Annotated in this window: 13 protein-coding genes and 1 tRNA gene; 9 read left to right on the top strand and 5 right to left on the bottom strand. The window is 62.6% G+C overall.

Annotated elements, in window-relative coordinates; all coding sequences use genetic code 11:
• Positions 1-28: 28 nt before the first annotated feature.
• A complete protein-coding gene (locus QD356_RS02785; protein WP_054556779.1) occupies positions 29-667 on the bottom strand; it encodes a LysE family transporter in 639 nt (212 codons plus the stop codon).
• 384 nt (positions 668-1,051) lie between these two features.
• Between QD356_RS02785 and QD356_RS02780 the strand changes: the two genes are divergently transcribed.
• Entirely contained in the window at positions 1,052-1,585 is a 534-nt protein-coding gene (locus QD356_RS02780) for a hypothetical protein (protein ID WP_192837904.1), read from the top strand.
• 54 nt (positions 1,586-1,639) lie between these two features.
• Here the strand turns inward: QD356_RS02780 and QD356_RS02775 are convergent.
• Positions 1,640-1,713 (bottom strand) — tRNA-Gly (locus tag QD356_RS02775).
• A gap of 158 nt (positions 1,714-1,871) precedes the next feature.
• A complete protein-coding gene (locus QD356_RS02770; protein WP_318833279.1) occupies positions 1,872-2,912 on the bottom strand; it encodes an adenosine deaminase in 1,041 nt (346 codons plus the stop codon).
• 322 nt (positions 2,913-3,234) lie between these two features.
• On the opposite strand from QD356_RS02770, the gene QD356_RS02765 reads away from it, so the two are divergent.
• Entirely contained in the window at positions 3,235-4,302 is a 1,068-nt protein-coding gene (locus QD356_RS02765) for a tripartite tricarboxylate transporter substrate-binding protein (protein WP_192837903.1), read from the top strand.
• A gap of 169 nt (positions 4,303-4,471) precedes the next feature.
• On the opposite strand, the gene QD356_RS02760 is transcribed toward QD356_RS02765, so the two are convergent.
• Positions 4,472-6,088, bottom strand: coding sequence for an MFS transporter (locus tag QD356_RS02760; RefSeq protein ID WP_192837902.1), 1,617 nt, complete (start codon positions 6,086-6,088; stop codon positions 4,472-4,474).
• 604 nt (positions 6,089-6,692) lie between these two features.
• Here QD356_RS02760 and QD356_RS02755 point away from each other — a divergent pair.
• Genes QD356_RS02755 through QD356_RS02745 form a run of 3 tightly spaced genes read left to right on the top strand, consistent with a single transcriptional unit; the run spans position 6,693 to position 9,624 of the window.
• On the top strand, positions 6,693-7,667 hold the full coding sequence (locus QD356_RS02755; protein WP_225996384.1) for a tripartite tricarboxylate transporter substrate-binding protein: 975 nt from the start codon (positions 6,693-6,695) through the stop codon (positions 7,665-7,667).
• Positions 7,667-8,104: a tripartite tricarboxylate transporter TctB family protein gene (locus tag QD356_RS02750; protein WP_043335453.1), complete on the top strand. Its 438-nt coding sequence runs from the start codon at positions 7,667-7,669 to the stop codon at positions 8,102-8,104. Before QD356_RS02755 ends, QD356_RS02750 begins: the two co-directional genes overlap by 1 nt.
• Positions 8,104-9,624, top strand: coding sequence for a tripartite tricarboxylate transporter permease (locus QD356_RS02745; RefSeq protein WP_043335451.1), 1,521 nt, complete (start codon positions 8,104-8,106; stop codon positions 9,622-9,624). The genes QD356_RS02750 and QD356_RS02745 overlap by 1 nt, the downstream gene beginning before the upstream one ends.
• Positions 9,625-9,749: 125 nt before the next feature.
• On the opposite strand, the gene QD356_RS02740 is transcribed toward QD356_RS02745, so the two are convergent.
• Positions 9,750-10,415 (bottom strand): helix-turn-helix domain-containing protein, encoded by a 666-nt coding sequence (locus tag QD356_RS02740; protein WP_107335199.1) that lies wholly within the window; start codon positions 10,413-10,415, stop codon positions 9,750-9,752.
• Positions 10,416-10,615: 200 nt separating this feature from the next.
• Between QD356_RS02740 and QD356_RS02735 the strand changes: the two genes are divergently transcribed.
• The 4 genes from QD356_RS02735 to putP all read left to right on the top strand — a co-directional run bounded on the left by QD356_RS02735 (position 10,616) and on the right by putP (position 17,528).
• On the top strand, positions 10,616-10,981 hold the full coding sequence (locus QD356_RS02735) for a hypothetical protein (RefSeq protein WP_043335450.1): 366 nt from the start codon (positions 10,616-10,618) through the stop codon (positions 10,979-10,981).
• A complete protein-coding gene (locus QD356_RS02730; RefSeq protein ID WP_192837901.1) occupies positions 10,981-11,739 on the top strand; it encodes an AraC family transcriptional regulator in 759 nt (252 codons plus the stop codon). Before QD356_RS02735 ends, QD356_RS02730 begins: the two co-directional genes overlap by 1 nt.
• Positions 11,740-12,399: 660 nt before the next feature.
• Positions 12,400-15,579: a bifunctional proline dehydrogenase/L-glutamate gamma-semialdehyde dehydrogenase PutA gene (putA, locus tag QD356_RS02725; protein ID WP_192838250.1), complete on the top strand. Its 3,180-nt coding sequence runs from the start codon at positions 12,400-12,402 to the stop codon at positions 15,577-15,579.
• A gap of 467 nt (positions 15,580-16,046) precedes the next feature.
• A complete protein-coding gene (gene putP, locus QD356_RS02720) occupies positions 16,047-17,528 on the top strand; it encodes a sodium/proline symporter PutP (protein WP_192837900.1) in 1,482 nt (493 codons plus the stop codon).
• Positions 17,529-17,655 lie beyond the last annotated feature (127 nt).

Here is a 17,655-nt window from a genome sequence, read left to right as displayed (position 1 = left end):
CGTCTTGTGCAATAGAGCGGGGCTCTGCTCAGCGATGCGACGCCGCCAGTCCCGCGCCGGCCACGACGAACAGACTGCCCGTGGTGCGATTGAACAGCCGCACGCGCCGGTGGCTATCAAACCAGCGACTGATGCTGGAACCCGCATGGGCGTAGGTGCTCATCGTCAGCAGGTCCACCACCAGCCAGGTCAGCGCCAGCACCACGAACTGGGGCAGCTGCGGTTGGGCCATGTCGATGAAGTTGGGAAACAGCGCGCCGAAGAACAGCAGGTCCTTGGGGTTGCTGATCCCGATACCGAAGCCCTTGCGGCACAGTTGCCAACGCGTGGCTCGGGCGCGCATCTGCCCGTCTTCCCCCACGGCATCGAACACCACCGGCTGGGATGGCGCCCGCCAGGCCTGAATGCCCAGATAGATGAGATAGAGCGCCCCGACGATCTTCAGCACCAGAAACCCTGTCTCGGAGGCCGCCAATGCCGCGCCGAGACCCAGCGACGACAAGGCCATCAACACCAGTGACGCCGCCGCCCCGCCTGCCACCGTCGCGAACGAGCGGCGTCGACCGTGGCGCAGACCATGATCCATGCACAACAACGCAAACGGTCCGGGAAAGGTGATCAAGGCGGTGATGACGCTGACATATGCCAGCCAGACGGTGAGTTCCACTGGGGTTCCTTGTCGTTCAACGAGTGACGAACTGCTGAAAGGTGACCTGCCAATATCGCGACTCTCCGCCACGTCAGCAACACTTTTTGCTCCGATCGGCTCGGCAAGACAGCCGCTCCCCTCTTTGAGCATGTTGCTGCTGCCGATACCCATTTCTGCGGGAGAGCACGCACCGCTATCACTTTCGAGGGCTAGGGCGTCAACTACCTGAATGCCAAACCCGCTCCGCTGAACATGACAGCATTTAAATTAACTTCAACGAAATCTGAACCAGTGCGATTAACAAAAAATACTCACAGATCTAGCAGACGTACAACTATTTAAGCACTACCATAATTACGAAACAATTAAAATCTGGCTTGACTATCGCAGGAATACAATCTCATGGAAAGATTTTTTCAGTCAATCGAAAGAGCTATAGCATGTAATGACTGGTATGGAGCTCTCTCAACTGCTTTAACAATTCCAGACATTGCCGGTAAATTTGAAAACCCTCAACTTAACGTTGGTCAGCGATATAAACAATGGTACAGGGAATGGCTGCAAGAAACATATACTGGAAAGGGACCTGCGGTAGGAGGCCATATATTTCTAAGTGATGAGGACTGCTATGGATTAAGATGCAGTTATTTACATGCTGGCGGCGCCGAGCTTGAAAGTAAAGCTAAACATACACTTGAAAGGTTTCATTTTATCGAGCCACCCGAATGGGGATCAGCTCATAGAAATACGGTAAATGGAACCATATTGCAATTACAAGTAGATAAGTTCTGCGAAGATATAGTTTCAGCTGGCAGAGAATGGGTTTCTTGGGCTACTTCAGAACGCCAGGAAATTATTGAAAGAATGGATAGCTTACTTTTCATCCATAATGCCAACAACGGGATACCAGGGTTAATAGAGATTCACAGAAATTAAAAGAACGAGGGAGCACAAAAAAGCCCCCCTTTCGGGAGGCTTTTTTGAAGAATCTGGAGCGGGTGAAGGGAATCGAACCCTCGTCTTAAGCTTGGGAAGCTTCTGCTCTACCATTGAGCTACACCCGCAGGGCGGTGCATTGCGCACGCCAGAACTGCATTGTACTCAACGACTTAGCGCGGTCAAGCAACATCTGATGGAGCGGTTGCCGCAGGCGGCGTCGTACTGGCGATGTTGGTGGCCAAGCCGTTGATTGCATTCAGTATTCAAGCGCCGGTGATAATTCTCAGGCTGCGCAGCTATCGAGTTGCGCCAGCAGCACGCCACGGCGGGCGTCACTCATGCCGAGGCCTTCGGCGCGCTGCGGGAAGGCGGCGTCGATGGCATTGCGGCACAGGGTGAGCCACTGCGCCTCGCTGAGATTCAGCGCTTGCTGCACGGCGATGAAGTTGTCGAGCATGCCGCCGCCGAAATAGGCCGGGTCATCCGAGTTGAGGGTGATATTGAGGCCCGCCTCGATCAGCTTCGGCAGCGGGTGGTCTTCCATGCGCTCCACCACCTTGAGCGCGACATTGGACAGCGGACACACCGTCAGCGGGATACGCCGCTCGGCCAGTTCCGCGACCAGGGCGGCGTCTTCCAGACAGCGCACACCGTGGTCGATACGCTCCACCCCCAGCACCTCAAGCGCCGTGCGGATGTACTCTGCCGGGCCTTCCTCGCCTGCGTGCGCGACACGATGCCAGCCGCGCTCCCCCGCAAGTGTGAAGACCTCAGTGAACTTCTCCGGCGGATTGCCGATCTCGGCGCTGTCCAGGCCGACACCCACGAAGCGCGATTCAAAGGGAATCAGCGCGTCGAACAGCTCGCGCGCAGACGCCGCCGAATGACAGCGCAGGAAGCTCGGCACCAGCGCCGAGGTGATATCGAATTCCTTCACCGCCTCACGACAGGCGCGCTCCAGCCCCGCGAACTGGGTTTCCAGACTCACGCCACGCGCCAGATGCGCCTGCGGATCGAAGAACAGCTCCAGATGCTTGACGCCATCGGCGCTCGCACGGCGGAAGTAGTCCTGCGCCAGGCGGTAGAAGTGTGACTCGTCATTCAAGACGCCCATGCCCTGGTAATAGAGCGCGAGGAAGGCAGGCAGATCCGCGAAGTCATAGGCCGCCTCGACCTCCTCCAGGGTGGCGTAGGGCAATGTGATGCCCTGCTCCGCCGCCAGCTCGAACATCAATGCCGGCGTCAGCGAGCCTTCGATGTGCAGGTGCAGCTCCACCTTGGGCAGGCGGGCGAGAAAGTCATGCATGCGCGGGGTAAGGGTCATGGCCCGTCTCCTCAATGAAAGGCGGCGGCTGGAAGATAGCGGAGCGCTCACCACAGCCTGATGGCGCAATTCTAGCAATCCCGAGACCACCTTGAGGAGAGACGGCGCGGGAAATGCGATTTCTCTGCGCGATGCCCGCCTGCCGTGCCTTTTCGCGACTCGCCGAAATAGGCTATTTTCGTTCATTCGCACTCTCGCAAGCTCACGACACAAGCTCATCACAACAGTCATGAGCGTGCGACAGCCAGCAACGCCCAGCTCCATGCCGCGCTGACTGACATAACCATAACGATCGACGCTGAACACCAAGGACACGATAGCCATGCACGCTACATCCCCTGCCCGCCATCCCTTCTCACGCAGAAAGCATGCTCGACAGCGCGCTGGCGCCCTGCCCGCTGCGCTGCTGCTCAGCCTTGGCCTGCTGGCGCCCTTGAGCGCCAACGCCGCCCAAGACGCTCAAAACGATAAGACCAACTTCGCCCCGCTGGGCAAGACGGAGTGCATCGCGCCCGCCAAGCCCGGCGGTGGCTGGGATTTCACCTGTCGTAGCGTGGCCCGCCTGCTGGATGAGCAGAACCTCATCCCTGCCGGCATGCAGACCCTCAACGTGCCCGGTGCCAGCGGTGGCGTCGCCTTCGCGCATGTGAAGTCCAAGCGCCACGCCGATGAGCAGGTCATCGTCGCCGCCTCGAGCGCGACCACCACCCGCCTGGGCCAGCATGCCTATCAGGACGGCAAGGTCGACGACGTGCGCTGGCTGATGACGCTCGGCGCCGACTACGGTGTGATTGCCGTGGCCAAGGACTCGCCCTACCAATCGCTGAACGAGCTGCTGGCCGCCATGCAGGCAGACCCCAAGGCGGTGCGCTTCGCCGGTGGCGATGTCGCGGGCGGGTTTGATCACCTCAAGGTGCTGATGGCGGCGCGTGAGGCGGGCATCGACAATCTGCGCGCCCTGCCATATCTCGCCTACGACTCCGGCTCCGTCGCCATCACCCAGGTGATGGGCGGCCACCTGGAAGCCTTCACCGGCGACATGACCGAAGCCCGCGGCTTCGTCGAATCCGGCCACCTGCGCCTGCTGGCAGTGTTCAGTGAAGAGCGTCTGCCCGGTCAGTACAGCGACATCCCCACCGCGCGTGAGCAGGGCATCGATGTGGTCGCACCCAACTGGCGCGGCTTCTACCTGCCGGGTGGCGCATCGGATGCCGCCTTCGACTGGTGGGAGCAGACCCTCAACCGCATGGCCGAGACGCCCGAGTGGCAGCAGGTGATGCAGGACAACGGCCTGATGCCGTTCCACAAGTCCGGCAAGGCGTTGGATCGCTTCATCACCCAGCAGGTCAGCGATGTCGAGCAGATGTCGCAGGAGCTGGGCCTGCAGTGATCAACTGAGCCACTGAGGTACTGGCTCTCTGAGGCCCTTGAGCCCTGAGCGCCGCGCTCGCCCGGCAAACGCTCAAGACTGGCAAAAGCTCATGGCAGCCCCAAAAAAGCCGCCACCCCGTTTGCCGGGGTGGCGGCTTTTGGCTACTGGCTGGTTCTCTTCAACGACCTCAGGGCATGGAGGGCCACGGCCCCTTGGGCGGCTGATGTTCTGGGTCGAACTGATAGGGCGATTGCGGGTCGCTCTCTTCGTGCGGCTCAGAATCTCTCTCTGAATCTGTCTCAGTTGTCAGCTCCGCTCCCGGCAACAGCTCGGACAACCGCTCGGTCTCGAACGCGATTTCCGTGTCTGCATCAGCCTCGAGCAGCGGCTCTGCCACGTACTCGTGGTCCGGCTCCACCAGTTCCGCCTCTTCCAGTGGCGCGACGTTGGCCTCGAACGCCTCATCCAGCGCCTCTTCCAATGCCTCCTCGAAGGCTTCTTCCAGCGCGACCTCGAAGGCCTCTTCCTGCGCCGCTGCCTCGGCGGCCTCGGCGGCCAACTGCTCATCCTCGGCGTGTTCATGCGCCCACTCCACCGCCACCTCGACCGCCATCGGTGACGCCGTCGGCAGGATGTTGAGGTAACTGTCGGTCTCCTCGACCGGCACCATCTCGCGCTGGGTGATCTGATAGAGCGCATACAGCGAGATGGCCACGAAGGTGGTCGCCAGCACCAGCCAGAAGGCGTAGGGGTCCATCACTTCCATCGCGCCACCTGCCGCCAGCGGCCCGACGATGGCGCCCAGCCCGAAGGCGAACACCAGCCCGCCGGAGGCACCCGGCATCTCCTCGACCGACAGCGAATCATTGGTGAAGGCCAGCAGCAGCGCGTACAACGGTGTGGTCACGCCCCCGGCAAAGAAGGCCGAGGCGATCAACGGCCACAGCGCATCACCCGCCATCCAGCCGAACAGACATGAGCCAGCCCCGGCGGCGGACAGGCCACAGATGAGCACGCGGCGGTCCATGCGGTCCGACAGCCAGCCGATCGGGGTCTGCAACACCAGCGCACCGGCGAACAGCATGGCGATGAACAGAGCGATATGTGAGCCCGACAGGCCCACCTGGGTGCCGAAGACCGCGCCCATCCCCGATTGGGTCGCATAGACACTGCCGAGCAGGAAGATGCCGATGGCGCCCAGCGGTGACGCCTTGAACAGTTTCGCGAACGACATGGCCCGCGACACCTCGACCACCGGAGCCACGGCCGCCGACAGCAGAATCGGCCCGAAGGAGATCGACACCAGGATGGAGGCACAGATGAACAACACCGAGGTCGCGGCGTCGCCCAGCGTCAACAGGCCCTGCGCGCCGATGATGCCCAGTGTCTGCGCCATCATGTAGGCCGACAGCACCTTGCCGCGCGTCTCGTTGCTCGCGGCCGCATTCAGCCAGCTTTCCGCCGTGACATAGATGCCCGACATGCAGAAGCCGATCAGCAGGCGCAGCAGCGTCCAGGCCCAGGGTTCGGTCAGCAGTGGCAAGGCGATCAAGGCCGCCGAGATGAAGCTGCCTAGCGCCGCGAACACCCGCACATGCCCGACCCGCTGGATCAGCACCGGCGTATAGCGCGCGCCGGAGAGAAAGCCCACGAAGTAGCCCGAGGTGACGATCGCCAGCTCCGCCGAGGAGAAGCCCTCGATGCCGCCACGCAGACCGATCAGCGTGAAGTGCATGCCATTGCCGAGCATGATCAGCACGATACCCAGCAACAACGCCCACACACTGCCCAACACCTTGGCCATGAGTCTTCTCCCCTCCCCTGTCCCCTTGCACGATTGCCGATGGCACCCGGTCAGCACGCAGTCTGGCCACCGGCTACACGCTAGACCAAAGCCCAATGGCCACGCTTCTGCTGCAACGCCGCATAACGTTTCAAACACGACAAGCAAGCCAGAGCACTCGTGGACGGACAGCTCACGCAGGCGGCGCAAGTGCCCCGCTCAGGCCTGCTGGGAGAGGTGCGAGGGAGGCATGCAAGAGCAGCCAGAGAGAAACAAGAGAGCAACGATAGAGAAGCGAGAGAGGAACAAGAGAGAAGCAAGAGAGCGTCGGAAACCGCCAGATTCCGACACGACACCCAGCCAGATCATTCACAAAAATGCACCGCAAAGGTGCGCAAATATGCCTTTCGACCAAGGTCGGTGCGACGAATGGGTATCTTGCGAGCCATCGGGCGGCAGTCTAATTTCACCATACAGAATAAAGTTCCGCCTTACAGAACTGTAAGGTTGCTGTCAGGTTCGCGGCCGCAGGGCGAGTCTCTCGCTCGACCGCTGCCAGCGCCTGGCCCACGACATGTGCCGCTACCACAATCCAATAACACTAGAGGTCGCCATGACACGTCATATGACACTCAAACTCCTGACAGCCGCGGTGGTCACCGCCATGTCCGCCCAGGCCTTCGCCTTCGAACCGAAAGGCAAGGTTGACTGCATCGCTCCGGCTGACCCGGGCGGCGGCTGGGACTTCACCTGCCGCAGCGTCGGCAAGATCCTGTCTGAGCTCGATTTCGTGCCGGGCAACGTGCAGACCATCAACATGGCCGGTGCCGGTGGCGGCGTCGCCTTTGCGCACACCGTCTCCAAGCGTGCCGGTGACGAGCAGCTGCTGGTGGCCGCCTCCACCGCGACCACCACCCGTCTGGCCCAGGGCCAGTTCCCGGGCATGAATCAGGACCAGGTCGAGTGGATCGGCGCACTGGGTGCGGACTACGGCGCCATCGCCGTCTCCAAGGATTCGCCGTACAACACCCTGAGTGAGGTGATGGACGCGCTGAAGAAAGACCCGAAATCCGTCAAGTTCGCCGGTGGCAGTGCCGCAGGTGGCTGGGATCACCTCAAGGTGCTGATCGCTGCCCAGGCAGCCGATGTCGAGAACCTGCCCAAGGTCTCCTACCTGTCCTACAACAACGGCGGCGAAGCCATTACCCAGGTCGTCGGCGGCCACGTGCAGGCCTTCACCGGTGATATCTCCGAGATCCAGGGCTTCATGGAATCCGGCGACTTGAAAGTGCTGGCCGTGCTCTCAGAAGAGCGTCTGCCGGGCAAGCTGGCTGAGGTGCCGACCGCTCGCGAACAGGGCATCGATGCCGTCGCCCCCAACTGGCGCGGCTTCTATATCCCGGCGGGTGTCAGCGACGATGCCGAGCAGTACTGGACCACCACGCTGGACAGCGTCTATGAAAGCGAAGAATGGAAAGACGTGATGACCAAGAGCGGCCTGATGCCGTTCCACAAATCGGGTGCCGAGTTTGATGCCTTCGTGAAGGCACAGATCAAGGACATCCAGACCCTTTCCAAGGACATTGGGCTGATTCGCTGATGAATGACCGCATCTTTGGTCTGCTGATGCTCACCCTGGCCGTCGCGTACGGCTGGGGTGCCCAGCAGTTCCCGGAACCCTTCGGCGGGGCCGAGTCCATCGGGCCCGAAACCTTCCCCACGGTGCTCTCGATCGTGCTGGCGCTGAGCAGCCTGTATCTGATCGTGCGTCCCGACCCGGACCAGCAATGGCCGTGGAGCCGCACCGGCGCCGAGATGGTGCTGGCCATCGTCATCCTGTGCCTGTACACCGCACTGCTTGAGCCGCTGGGCTTCATCGTCACGACCACCGCTGCGGTCGGCACCCTGTGCTGGCGCATGGGCTCCAAGCCGGTTCGCGCCTACGTGACTGGCCTGCTTGGCGGCATCGTCGTCTTTGCCCTGTTCAACTTCGTGCTTGAGCTACCACTGCCGCTGGGCATCCTGGAGGTGGCGTAATGGAAAGTCTTGGCTTCTTGATGCAGGGCTTCGGCATCGCCCTGCAGCCAGAGAATCTGATGTTCGCCGTGCTGGGGGCCTTCCTGGGCACCCTGATCGGCGCACTGCCGGGCCTGGGCCCGGCCAATGGTGTGGCCATCCTGATTCCGCTGGCCTTCACCCTGGGCCTGAGCCCGGAAACCTCGCTGATCCTGCTGACCTCGGTCTACGCCGGTGCCATGTATGGCGGGCGCATCTCCTCGATCCTGCTCAACATCCCGGGCGATGAGCCGGCGATGATGACCTGTCTCGATGGCTATCCGATGGCCCAGAAAGGCAAGGCCGCCGAAGCGATGGCCATCTCGGCGATCGCCTCCTTCATCGGCAGCCTGATCGCCACCATCGGCCTGATCGTGATGGCGCCGTGGCTGGCCAGCTTCGCGCTGACCTTCGGCCCGGCGGAATACTTCGCGCTGTTCGTGCTGGCCTTCGCCACCCTGGGCGGCATCACCGGCAAGAATCCGGTCAAGACGCTGATGGCCGCCGCCATCGGCCTGATGATCGCCACCGTCGGCATCGATGGCTCTACCGGCACCCAACGCTACACCTTCGACGTGCTGGAGCTGTTCGAGGGCATCGACTTCATCATCGCCATCGTCGGTCTGTTCGCCATCTCGGAGCTGCTGTTCTTCATCGAACAGCACGCCGGTGAAGGCAAGCCGATGATCGCCATGAACAAGATGACCCTGAAGCTGAAGGATATCGTCGCCATCCTGCCGACCTCCTTCCGCGGCGGTGTGCTGGGCTTCATTTCCGGCGTGTTGCCGGGCGCCGGTGCGTCGCTGGGCAGCTTCATCAGCTACACGCTGGAGAAGAAGATCCTCGGCAAGAAAGGCAACTTCGGTGAAGGTGATCCGCGCGGCGTGGCCGCCCCGGAAGCCGGCAACAACGGTGCCGCCTCTGGTGCCCTGGTGCCGATGCTGACGCTGGGCGTGCCGGGTTCCGGTACCACCGCGGTGCTGCTGGCGATGCTGATCTCGCTCAACATCACCCCGGGCCCGCTGATGTTCACCCAGCACGGCGACATCGTGTGGGGCGTGATCGCGGCGCTGCTGATCGGTAACGTCATCCTGCTGCTGATGAACATCCCGATGGTCGGCATCTTCGTCAAGCTGCTGTCCGTGCCGCCCAAGTACCTGCTGCCGGTGGTGACCATGGTCGCCTTCGTGGGCATCTACTCCATCAGCCACTCGACCTTCGACCTGTACTTCATGGTCGCCTTCGGGGTCGCTGGCTACTTCCTGCGCAAGCTGGATATCCCGCTGGTGCCGGTCATTCTCGGCATGCTGCTGGGGCCAGAGATGGAGAAGAACCTGCGCCACGCCATGCAGCTGTCTGACGGCGACTGGACCATCCTGATCGGTAGCCCGCTGGCCGTGACCCTGTGGTGCATCGCCATCGCCGGCCTGCTTCTGCCGGTGATCGTCGGCCCCATCCTGCGTCGCCGCATGAGCGCCGCCAAGGCCGCCACCGACGCCTGATCCAGGCCAGGGTCTGCGCCTCTCGCGAGGTGGCATTCCCTGAATGACAACGCCCCCGCCGGTCTTGCCGGCGGGGGCGTTGTCATTTCAGCACTTTCCATAACGTGTCACTGGCGAGTCGCGTATCAGTCGCCCTGCTGCCACTGGGCGAGCAGGCGGTGGGCCTGGGCAGGCGTCAGGCGCGCCGTCGGGCCACTGAGCACGATGACTTCCGCCGGTGCCAGCCCCTCGTCGTGATGCTGGGCGACGCTGACCGCCAGCGCCGCCACCGACAGGCCGGCCGCCTCACCGGTCTCGATCTCGCCACTGTCGACACACTGCTGCAGCAAGGCGGACAGCGCCTCATCGACCAGCTCGCCCTCCTCCAGCTGATGACGCAGCGGCCACTGGCTGACATGCGCGTACTGGCACATCGCCTGACGCGGGCGTGTCACGCCCGCCACCGGTCGCGCCTCGGCCAGCGGGCCATGCTCGACCAGCATCAGGCTGGCCGTCTCGCCACTGGCGGCATTCAGCGCCGCCAACCAGCCGCGCAGCTGAGCCTCGCGGGCCGGCAGCGCCGGTGCCAGCTGGGCAAAACGCCCCAGCGCCGCGCCGATGGAGTAGATGCCATGGCTGTCACGCGCCACATAGCCGAAGTGCTCAAGCGAGCCCATCAGCCGCAGAATCGTGCTCTTGTAGAAACCACTGGCCTGCGCCAGCTCATTGAGCGTCAGGCGAGGGGTCGCGGGGGTAAAGGCTTCCAGCAGCGTCAAGGCACGCTCGACCGCTTCCACACGTTGATTGGCCATGCGGCGGGACTCCCACGGCAGGTGAAGAACGAGGCTGACAGGCAACGTGCGCCATGCCGTCTCAATGGACTTGAATCATGCCATAACGTTCTGACAGACAGAACATGACGCGCCTGTCGCACTGACGATACTGGCCGTGCAGCGTGGTAGAATGGTGAGCTACCACACTATTTCCGGTTACGTCCGCACAAGGTTCGCTCATGTCCATCTTCATCATCACCTTCGTGGTCTGCCTGATCGTCACCGTCGGCACCGTGGCCATGCTGATGATGTCGCGTACGCCGCGCTTTCGTACCGACTACAGCGATATCGCCCGCGTGCTGGACCAGGCGATCAGCGGCGAGATCAACGAGAACGAGTGGCACAGCGTGATCGGCTACCCGATTCGCCATGATGAGTACCTGGAAAGCCTGCGTCGCCGCTGCCAGGGCATCTTCGACAACCATGCCAGGCCGTGGCAGCTGGCCCAGGGCGGTGCGCTGTTCTCGCGCGCCGGTCGTGAAGAGCTCAACGTGCTGCTGGGCCATCTGCGTGCCCGCACCGGTGTCGCGGAGACTCGCGCCTGATGGCCGCCAGCGAGATGCGCCTGATCCCGCTCTCCAACCTGCGCGAGCACCACGATCACAGCTATCACCAGCTGGTGATCGGCCTCGATGGCCTGGCCGAGTTCGAGATCGAGGGCCAGGGCGGCGAGATTCGCCCGCTGACCGGCTGCATCGTGCCGGCCGATCATGTCCACTACTACGCGGGCATCGGCGAGAATCGCCAGCTGATTCTCGACCTGCCCGATGATGCGCCCTACCTGACCGGCCATCATCGCGACCTCAAGCGTCTGTTCGAGCGCCCACGCTTCTTCACGCTGGACACCCGCCTGCGTGGCTATCTCGAATTCATGCTCGCGGAAGTCAACGACTACCAGCAGGCGCCGGGCGACCTGCTCGCCGCCACCTTCCTCGCCTGCCTGAACACGCGCATCGAAGAGCCAATGAGCGCGCTGAGCACCAGTGGCCGTCAGCTGGATCTGGTCGCGCTCAACCGCTTCATCGACGCCAATCTCGGCCAGCGCCTCAGCGTGGCGGATCTTGCCCGCCAGTCACATCTCTCCGAGCAGCATTTCAGCGAGCGCTTCCGCGTACTGACCGGCCTCTCGCCCTATCAGTATCTGCTGCGCCGTCGGCTGGAAGAGGCACGCCAGCTGCTGGGCACCAGCGAGCTTTCCCTGTCCCAGATTGCGGATCGCTGCGGCTTTGCCAACCAGAGCGCCCTGTCCCACGCCTTCCGCAAGCATCTCGGCTTCCCGCCTTCGGCACTGCGCAAGTCGTGATCGAGTCGGCAGGAGCCGGTGAGGATCGCGTGTCAGATCCGTCCGTGTGTCTGGCACGCCGCTCTTGAATTCGCCGCTCTTCGATTCGCCCTCTCTCTAGCACGCCCTCCTTGATTCGCCCCTCTCTCTAGCACGCCCTTCCTCAATTCACCCTCGCTGGAAGTACGTCACCAGGGAGACGCACGCCGTTCAACGACGCTCCTACCGTCAGCTGCAAGCCAGTTCCCCCCCTCAAGCCTCTACCACCTTGGTATAACAAGATCGCGTCATTTCGCGGCATAGCCTCCGACAAAGGTCGGAGAAGCGTGTCACTTTTCTGACATGCCCGTGAATTTGACATGCGCAGCCGAGAAATTGGAAAGACCCGCCCCCCTGCGCCACCCTACATTCTCAGTCATACATCCAGACGTGCCGCTGTCGCGCTTTCTGATGCATTCTGCATCACTCCCGGCGCTGTGACTCGGCAATCCCATTCGGCGCTTCGACGCCCAGCAGCAAGGGGTTCGCACCATGACCACCTCCACTTCCTCCGATCAGCCCAGTGCAGTGAATGCCGCGATCACCTCGGCCACGTCCACAACCGCCCAGTCCTCAACAAACGGCAAGCAAGAGGTGCTCAAGGGCAATGTGCTCAAGGACAACATCCTGCGCAGTGACCAGATGCTGGCCGCCAGTACCTGGCAGCAGTCTCCGGAGGCGCTGTTCGCGCGCGTCAGCGACCACTACCTGGTCGATGAAAGCGCCTACGTCAGCGAGCTGGTCGGGCTACTGAACGCCGAAGACAAGGATGCCAAGCGCATCGGCGACAAGACGGCCGAGCTGGTACGCGAGATCCGCACCATGGACACCGCCGTCGATTCCATCGACGAGCTGCTGCAGCAGTACAGCCTCGACACCCAGGAAGGCGTGTTGCTGATGTGCCTGGCCGAGGCGCTGCTGCGCATTCCGGACAAGGAAACCGCCGATGCGCTGATCGAGGACAAGCTCGGCGTGGCCGACTGGAAGTCCCACCTGGGCCAGAGCGAGTCCTGGTTCGTCAACGCCTCCACCTGGGGTCTTCTGATGACCGGCAACGTCATCAAGATGGATCTGCCCAAGGGTGACGGCAAGCCGGCCACCTTCATCAACCGCATGGTCAATCGTCTCGGTGAGCCGGTCATCCGCCGCGCCATGTACCAGGCGATGAAGGTGATGGGCAAGCAGTTCGTGCTGGGCCGCGACATCAAGGAAGCGCTCAAGCGCTCCCAGCCGCTGTTCGACAAGGGCTACACCTATTCCTACGACATGCTGGGTGAAGCGGCCTGTACCCGCGACGACGCCAAGGGCTACTTCGACGACTACGCACGTGCCATCCGCACCGTCGGCGAAACCTCGCGCAAGCTGAAGGAAGGCACCCCGTCACCGTCCGTCTCCATCAAGCTGTCCGCCCTGCACCCGCGCTATGAATTCGGCCGTCGTGAGCAGGTGCTGGAAGAGCTGGTGGCAAGCGTGCGTGAACTGGCCGGCATCGCCCGCGAGCTGAACGTCGCCATCACCATCGATGCCGAGGAAGTCGATCGCCTCGAGATCTCGCTGGAAGTGTTCCGCGCCGTCTACGAGAGCGACACCTGCCGTGGCTGGGGCAAGTTCGGCCTCGTCGTGCAGGCCTACTCGACGCGTGCCCTGCCGACCCTGCAGTACCTGAACCGCATCGCCGACCTGCAAGGCGACGAGATCCCGCTGCGTCTGGTCAAGGGCGCTTACTGGGACAGCGAGATCAAGGAATCCCAGGAGCTGGGTGTCGAAGGCTATCCGGTGTTCACCCGCAAGGCCTCCACCGATGTCAGCTACCTGGTCTGCGTGCGCTTCCTGCTGTCCGAGAACACTCGCGGACGCATCTACCCGCAGTTCGCCACCCACAATGCCCACACCATCAGCACCATTCTGGATGTGGCCAACGCCGGCGAGACACGTCAGTTCGAATTCCAGCGTCTGCACGGCATGGGCGAAGCCCTGTATGAAGCCGCGCTCAAGCGCGCCCCCAAGGGAACCTGGTGCCGTATCTATGCGCCGGTCGGCGCGCACAAGGACCTGCTCCCGTACCTGGTGCGTCGTCTGCTGGAGAACGGGGCCAACTCCTCGTTCGTTCACCAGCTGGTCGACCCGCGCGTGCCGGTCGAGAGCCTGTGCACCCACCCGGTGGTCACGCTCAATCAGTACAAGACCTACCACAACCCACGCATTGCGCTGCCGCCGAACATCTATGGCGCAGACCGCCTGAATTCACGGGGCATCAATCTGAACATCAATAGCCAGTACCAGCCGCTGATCGACGAGATGGCCACGCACATGGACACCACCTACGACGTGCGTCCGCAGCTGGCCTTCGATGTCGAGGTCAATGCCGAGCGTCGTCAGGCCGTCACCTGCCCGTTCGACCGTCGTGACACCCTGGGCCACGTGCAGTGGACCAGCGCCGAGGAAGCCTCCAAGGCCATCGACGCCGCCTGGGCTGCCTTCCCGCGCTGGGAGCAGACGCCGGTCGAGGAACGCGCCGCGATTCTCGAGCGCTTCGGTGACCTGATGGAAACCCACACCGCCGAGCTGATGACCCTGTGCTCCCGCGAGGGTGGCAAGCTGCTCACCGACGGCATCGCCGAGATCCGTGAAGCGGTCGACTTCTGCCGTTACTACGCCAACCGTGCGCGTGCCGACTTCGCCGAGCCGACCGAGCTGCAGGGCCCGACCGGCGAGCACAACCAGATCATGCTCGGCGGCAAGGGCGTCTTCGCCTGCATCAGCCCGTGGAACTTCCCGGTCGCGATCTTCTGCGGCCAGATGGTCGCCGCCGCCGTCACCGGCAACACCGTGGTCGCCAAGCCCGCCGAGCAGACCTCACTGGTCGCTCACCGCGTGGTCGAGCTGCTGCGCGAAGCCGGCATGCCGCACGATGTCGTCCAGCTGCTGCCGGGCGATGGCCCGACCGTGGGTAGCGTGCTGTCCAGCGACCCGCGTATCACTGGCGTGTGCTTCACCGGCTCCACCCAGACCGCGCAGATCATCAACCGCTCGCTGGCCGCGCGTGAGAACGCTCCACTGCCGACGCTGATCGCCGAGACCGGTGGCCTCAACGCCATGATCGTCGACTCCACCGCCCTGCCGGAGCAGGTCGTCAATGACGTGGTGCAGTCCGCCTTCCAGAGCGCCGGTCAGCGCTGTTCCGCCCTGCGCGTGCTCTACGTGCAGGAAGACGTCGCCGAGCGCGTCATCGGCCTGCTCAAGGGCGCGATGGACGAGCTGAAAATCGGCGACCCGCGTGACCTGGGCACCGACGTCGGCCCGGTCATCGACGAGGAAGCACGTGCCGGCCTGCTCAAGCACATCGAGGAATATCGCAGCCAGGGCCGCGTGATCGCCGAAGCCGCCGTCGACAAGACCATCACCGAGCACGGCACCTTCGTCGCGCCGGTCGCCCTGCGCATCGATGGCATCGATAGCCTGGAAAGCGAGCAGTTCGGTCCGGTCCTGCACATCGCGACCTGGAAAGGCGGCGAAGTGGACAAGGTCATCGATACCATCAATGGCCTCGGCTACGGCCTGACCTTCGGTGTGCATTCGCGAAACGAAAGTTTTGCTAATGCCGTTGCACAGAAAATTCGTGTTGGTAATGTCTACGTCAACAGGAATATCATCGGTGCTGTGGTAGGTGTACAGCCGTTTGGTGGTCAGGGCTTCTCTGGTACTGGCCCGAAAGCCGGCGGCCCGCACTACCTGCACCGCTTCGCTACCGAGAAGACCCGTACCGTCAACACCACGGCTCTCGGCGGCAACGCGTCTCTTCTCGCCATGGGCGACGAATGACCGACGCTGCCTGCTCTCGCGGCAGCAGCAGAGGTCATGCCTGGCGGAAGACTGCATGCTGGACGTGCATGAGGTAGCCAGGTGACAGGGCATCAGGACGATGCCCAGTGGATGACGGCAGCACGCCAGGCCGTCATCTGCCCCGGACACCGACAGGGACGCCCACGGACATGAATCGCCAGCGACTGGCCCCTCATGCTCGTGCCCTGCGGTGTCCGTTGCCGTTTCCCCTTTTGACTCGACGGCAATATGCGGGGACGGACGAACGTCAGAAGATTCGTTTATGCGCTAGTCTGAACGTACAAGATTGGCAGGAACTTGCGAGAGCCACCGCGACAAGGCCCTCGAAGGACGTTCGATGCATGACGCAGGACTCCCGGCGACGGTCTGACAGGAACCGTCACTGGCAGTGAATCATCACGACGCTCGCCGTCCGACAACAATAAATGCAAAGGATTTACTCCACGATGGTCGATAACAGCCCCACCATACTCATCACGTTCGCTATCTATCTGGCGGTGATGCTCGGCATTGGCCTGCTGGCCTACAAGCGCACCTCCAACATGTCGGATTACATCCTGGGTGGCCGCTCATTGGGCCCCTGGACATCCGCCATTTCCGCCGGTGCGTCCGACATGTCCGGCTGGCTGCTGCTGGGCCTGCCCGGCGCCGCCTACCTCAGTGGCCTGTCCGCTGCCTGGATCGGCATCGGTCTGCTGGCCGGTACCTGGCTCAACTGGCTGATCGTCGCCAAGCGCCTGCGTATCTACAGCTTCGTCGCCAGCGACTCGCTGACCCTGCCGGATTACTTCGAGAAGCGTTTCCGCGACAACTCCAAGATGTTGCGCGTCATCTCGGCCGTCTTCATCCTACTGTTCTTCCTCTTCTACACCAGCTCCGGTCTGGTGGCAGGTGGCAAGCTGTTCGAGACCGTCTTCGGCCTCGACTACACCATCGCCGTGACCGTCGGTACCATCGCCATCGTGTCCTACACCTTCTTCGGCGGCTTCCTCGCCGTGTCGTGGACTGACCTCATCCAGGGTCTGATGATGGCCGCTGCCCTGATCGTGGTGCCCATCGTGGCACTCACCGACATGGGTGGCGTGGCAGAAGCGACCTCGCGCATCACCGCCGAGAACCCGCTGCTGCTGGAATGGTTCCGTGACGCCTCCACCGGCGAAGCGCTGACCCTGGTCGGCATCGTCTCCTCACTGGCGTGGGGCCTGGGCTACTTCGGTCAGCCGCATATCCTGGCGCGTTTCGCGGCCATCCGCAGCGAGAAGGACATCGGCGCGGCACGTACCATCGCCGTCGTCTGGTCTGCACTGGGTCTGTTCGCGGCCATCTGCATCGGCCTGCTGGGTCTCGTCTACGTGCCGAAGGACCTGGCCGACAGCGAGAAGATCTTCATGGTCATGGTGAACTTCATCTTCCACCCGGCGGTTGCCGGCGTGCTGCTGGCCGCCATCCTGGCTGCCGTGATGTCCACCGCTGACTCCCAGCTGCTGGTGTCGTCCTCTGCCCTGGCCGATGACTTCTACAAGGCGCTGTTCAAGAAGGATGCGACCCAGTCCGAACTGGTGTGGGTCGGTCGCTTCGCGGTGGTCGGTATCGCCATCATCGCCTGGATCCTGGCGCTGGACCCGAACTCCAGCGTGCTGGGTCTGGTGTCCTACGCCTGGGCCGGCTTCGGTGCCGCCTTCGGTCCGGCACTGATCATGTCGCTGTACTGGCGTCGCATGAACCGCTTCGGCGCGCTGGCCGGCATCATCGTCGGTGGCGTGACCGTGGTGGTCTGGAAGCAGCTTTCCGGTGGCATCTTCGATCTCTACGAGATCGTGCCGGGCGTCATCTTCGCCTACATCGCCATCTACGTGGTCAGCATCATGAGCGCAGCACCGGCTGATGAGATCACCACGGAATTCGACAAGGTCGAGAACCACGCCTGATTGAGGTGTGACAAGACACTGTTGAAGCCTGTACCTATTGCCGTTCATATCGGCAATACGACAACGCCGCCCTTCGGGGCGGCGTTGTCGTTCATGGCAACTTGTCCTCACTGACTCTGGCTGTCAT

The organism is Cobetia sp. 2AS, from assembly GCF_029846355.1.
Taxonomy (GTDB): Bacteria; Pseudomonadota; Gammaproteobacteria; order Pseudomonadales; family Halomonadaceae; genus Cobetia; species Cobetia amphilecti.
Note: the sequence above shows the minus strand (reverse complement) of the source record. Positions and strands in the feature narration are given on the sequence as shown.

Bases quoted from the DNA above. Each gene is read 5' to 3' on its own strand.
- QD356_RS02780 (WP_192837904.1), top strand. From the start codon at position 1,052: ATGGAAAGATTTTTTCAGTCAATCGAAAGAGCTATAGCATGTAATGAC.
- QD356_RS02770 (WP_318833279.1), bottom strand. From the start codon at position 2,912: ATGACCCTTACCCCGCGCATGCATGACTTTCTCGCCCGCCTGCCCAAG.
- QD356_RS02765 (WP_192837903.1), top strand. From the start codon at position 3,235: ATGCACGCTACATCCCCTGCCCGCCATCCCTTCTCACGCAGAAAGCAT.
- QD356_RS02760 (WP_192837902.1), bottom strand. From the start codon at position 6,088: ATGGCCAAGGTGTTGGGCAGTGTGTGGGCGTTGTTGCTGGGTATCGTG.
- QD356_RS02755 (WP_225996384.1), top strand. From the start codon at position 6,693: ATGACACTCAAACTCCTGACAGCCGCGGTGGTCACCGCCATGTCCGCC.
- QD356_RS02750 (WP_043335453.1), top strand. From the start codon at position 7,667: ATGAATGACCGCATCTTTGGTCTGCTGATGCTCACCCTGGCCGTCGCG.
- QD356_RS02745 (WP_043335451.1), top strand. From the start codon at position 8,104: ATGGAAAGTCTTGGCTTCTTGATGCAGGGCTTCGGCATCGCCCTGCAG.
- QD356_RS02740 (WP_107335199.1), bottom strand. From the start codon at position 10,415: ATGGCCAATCAACGTGTGGAAGCGGTCGAGCGTGCCTTGACGCTGCTG.
- QD356_RS02735 (WP_043335450.1), top strand. From the start codon at position 10,616: ATGTCCATCTTCATCATCACCTTCGTGGTCTGCCTGATCGTCACCGTC.
- QD356_RS02730 (WP_192837901.1), top strand. From the start codon at position 10,981: ATGGCCGCCAGCGAGATGCGCCTGATCCCGCTCTCCAACCTGCGCGAG.
- putA (WP_192838250.1), top strand. From the start codon at position 12,400: ATGCTGGCCGCCAGTACCTGGCAGCAGTCTCCGGAGGCGCTGTTCGCG.
- putP (WP_192837900.1), top strand. From the start codon at position 16,047: ATGGTCGATAACAGCCCCACCATACTCATCACGTTCGCTATCTATCTG.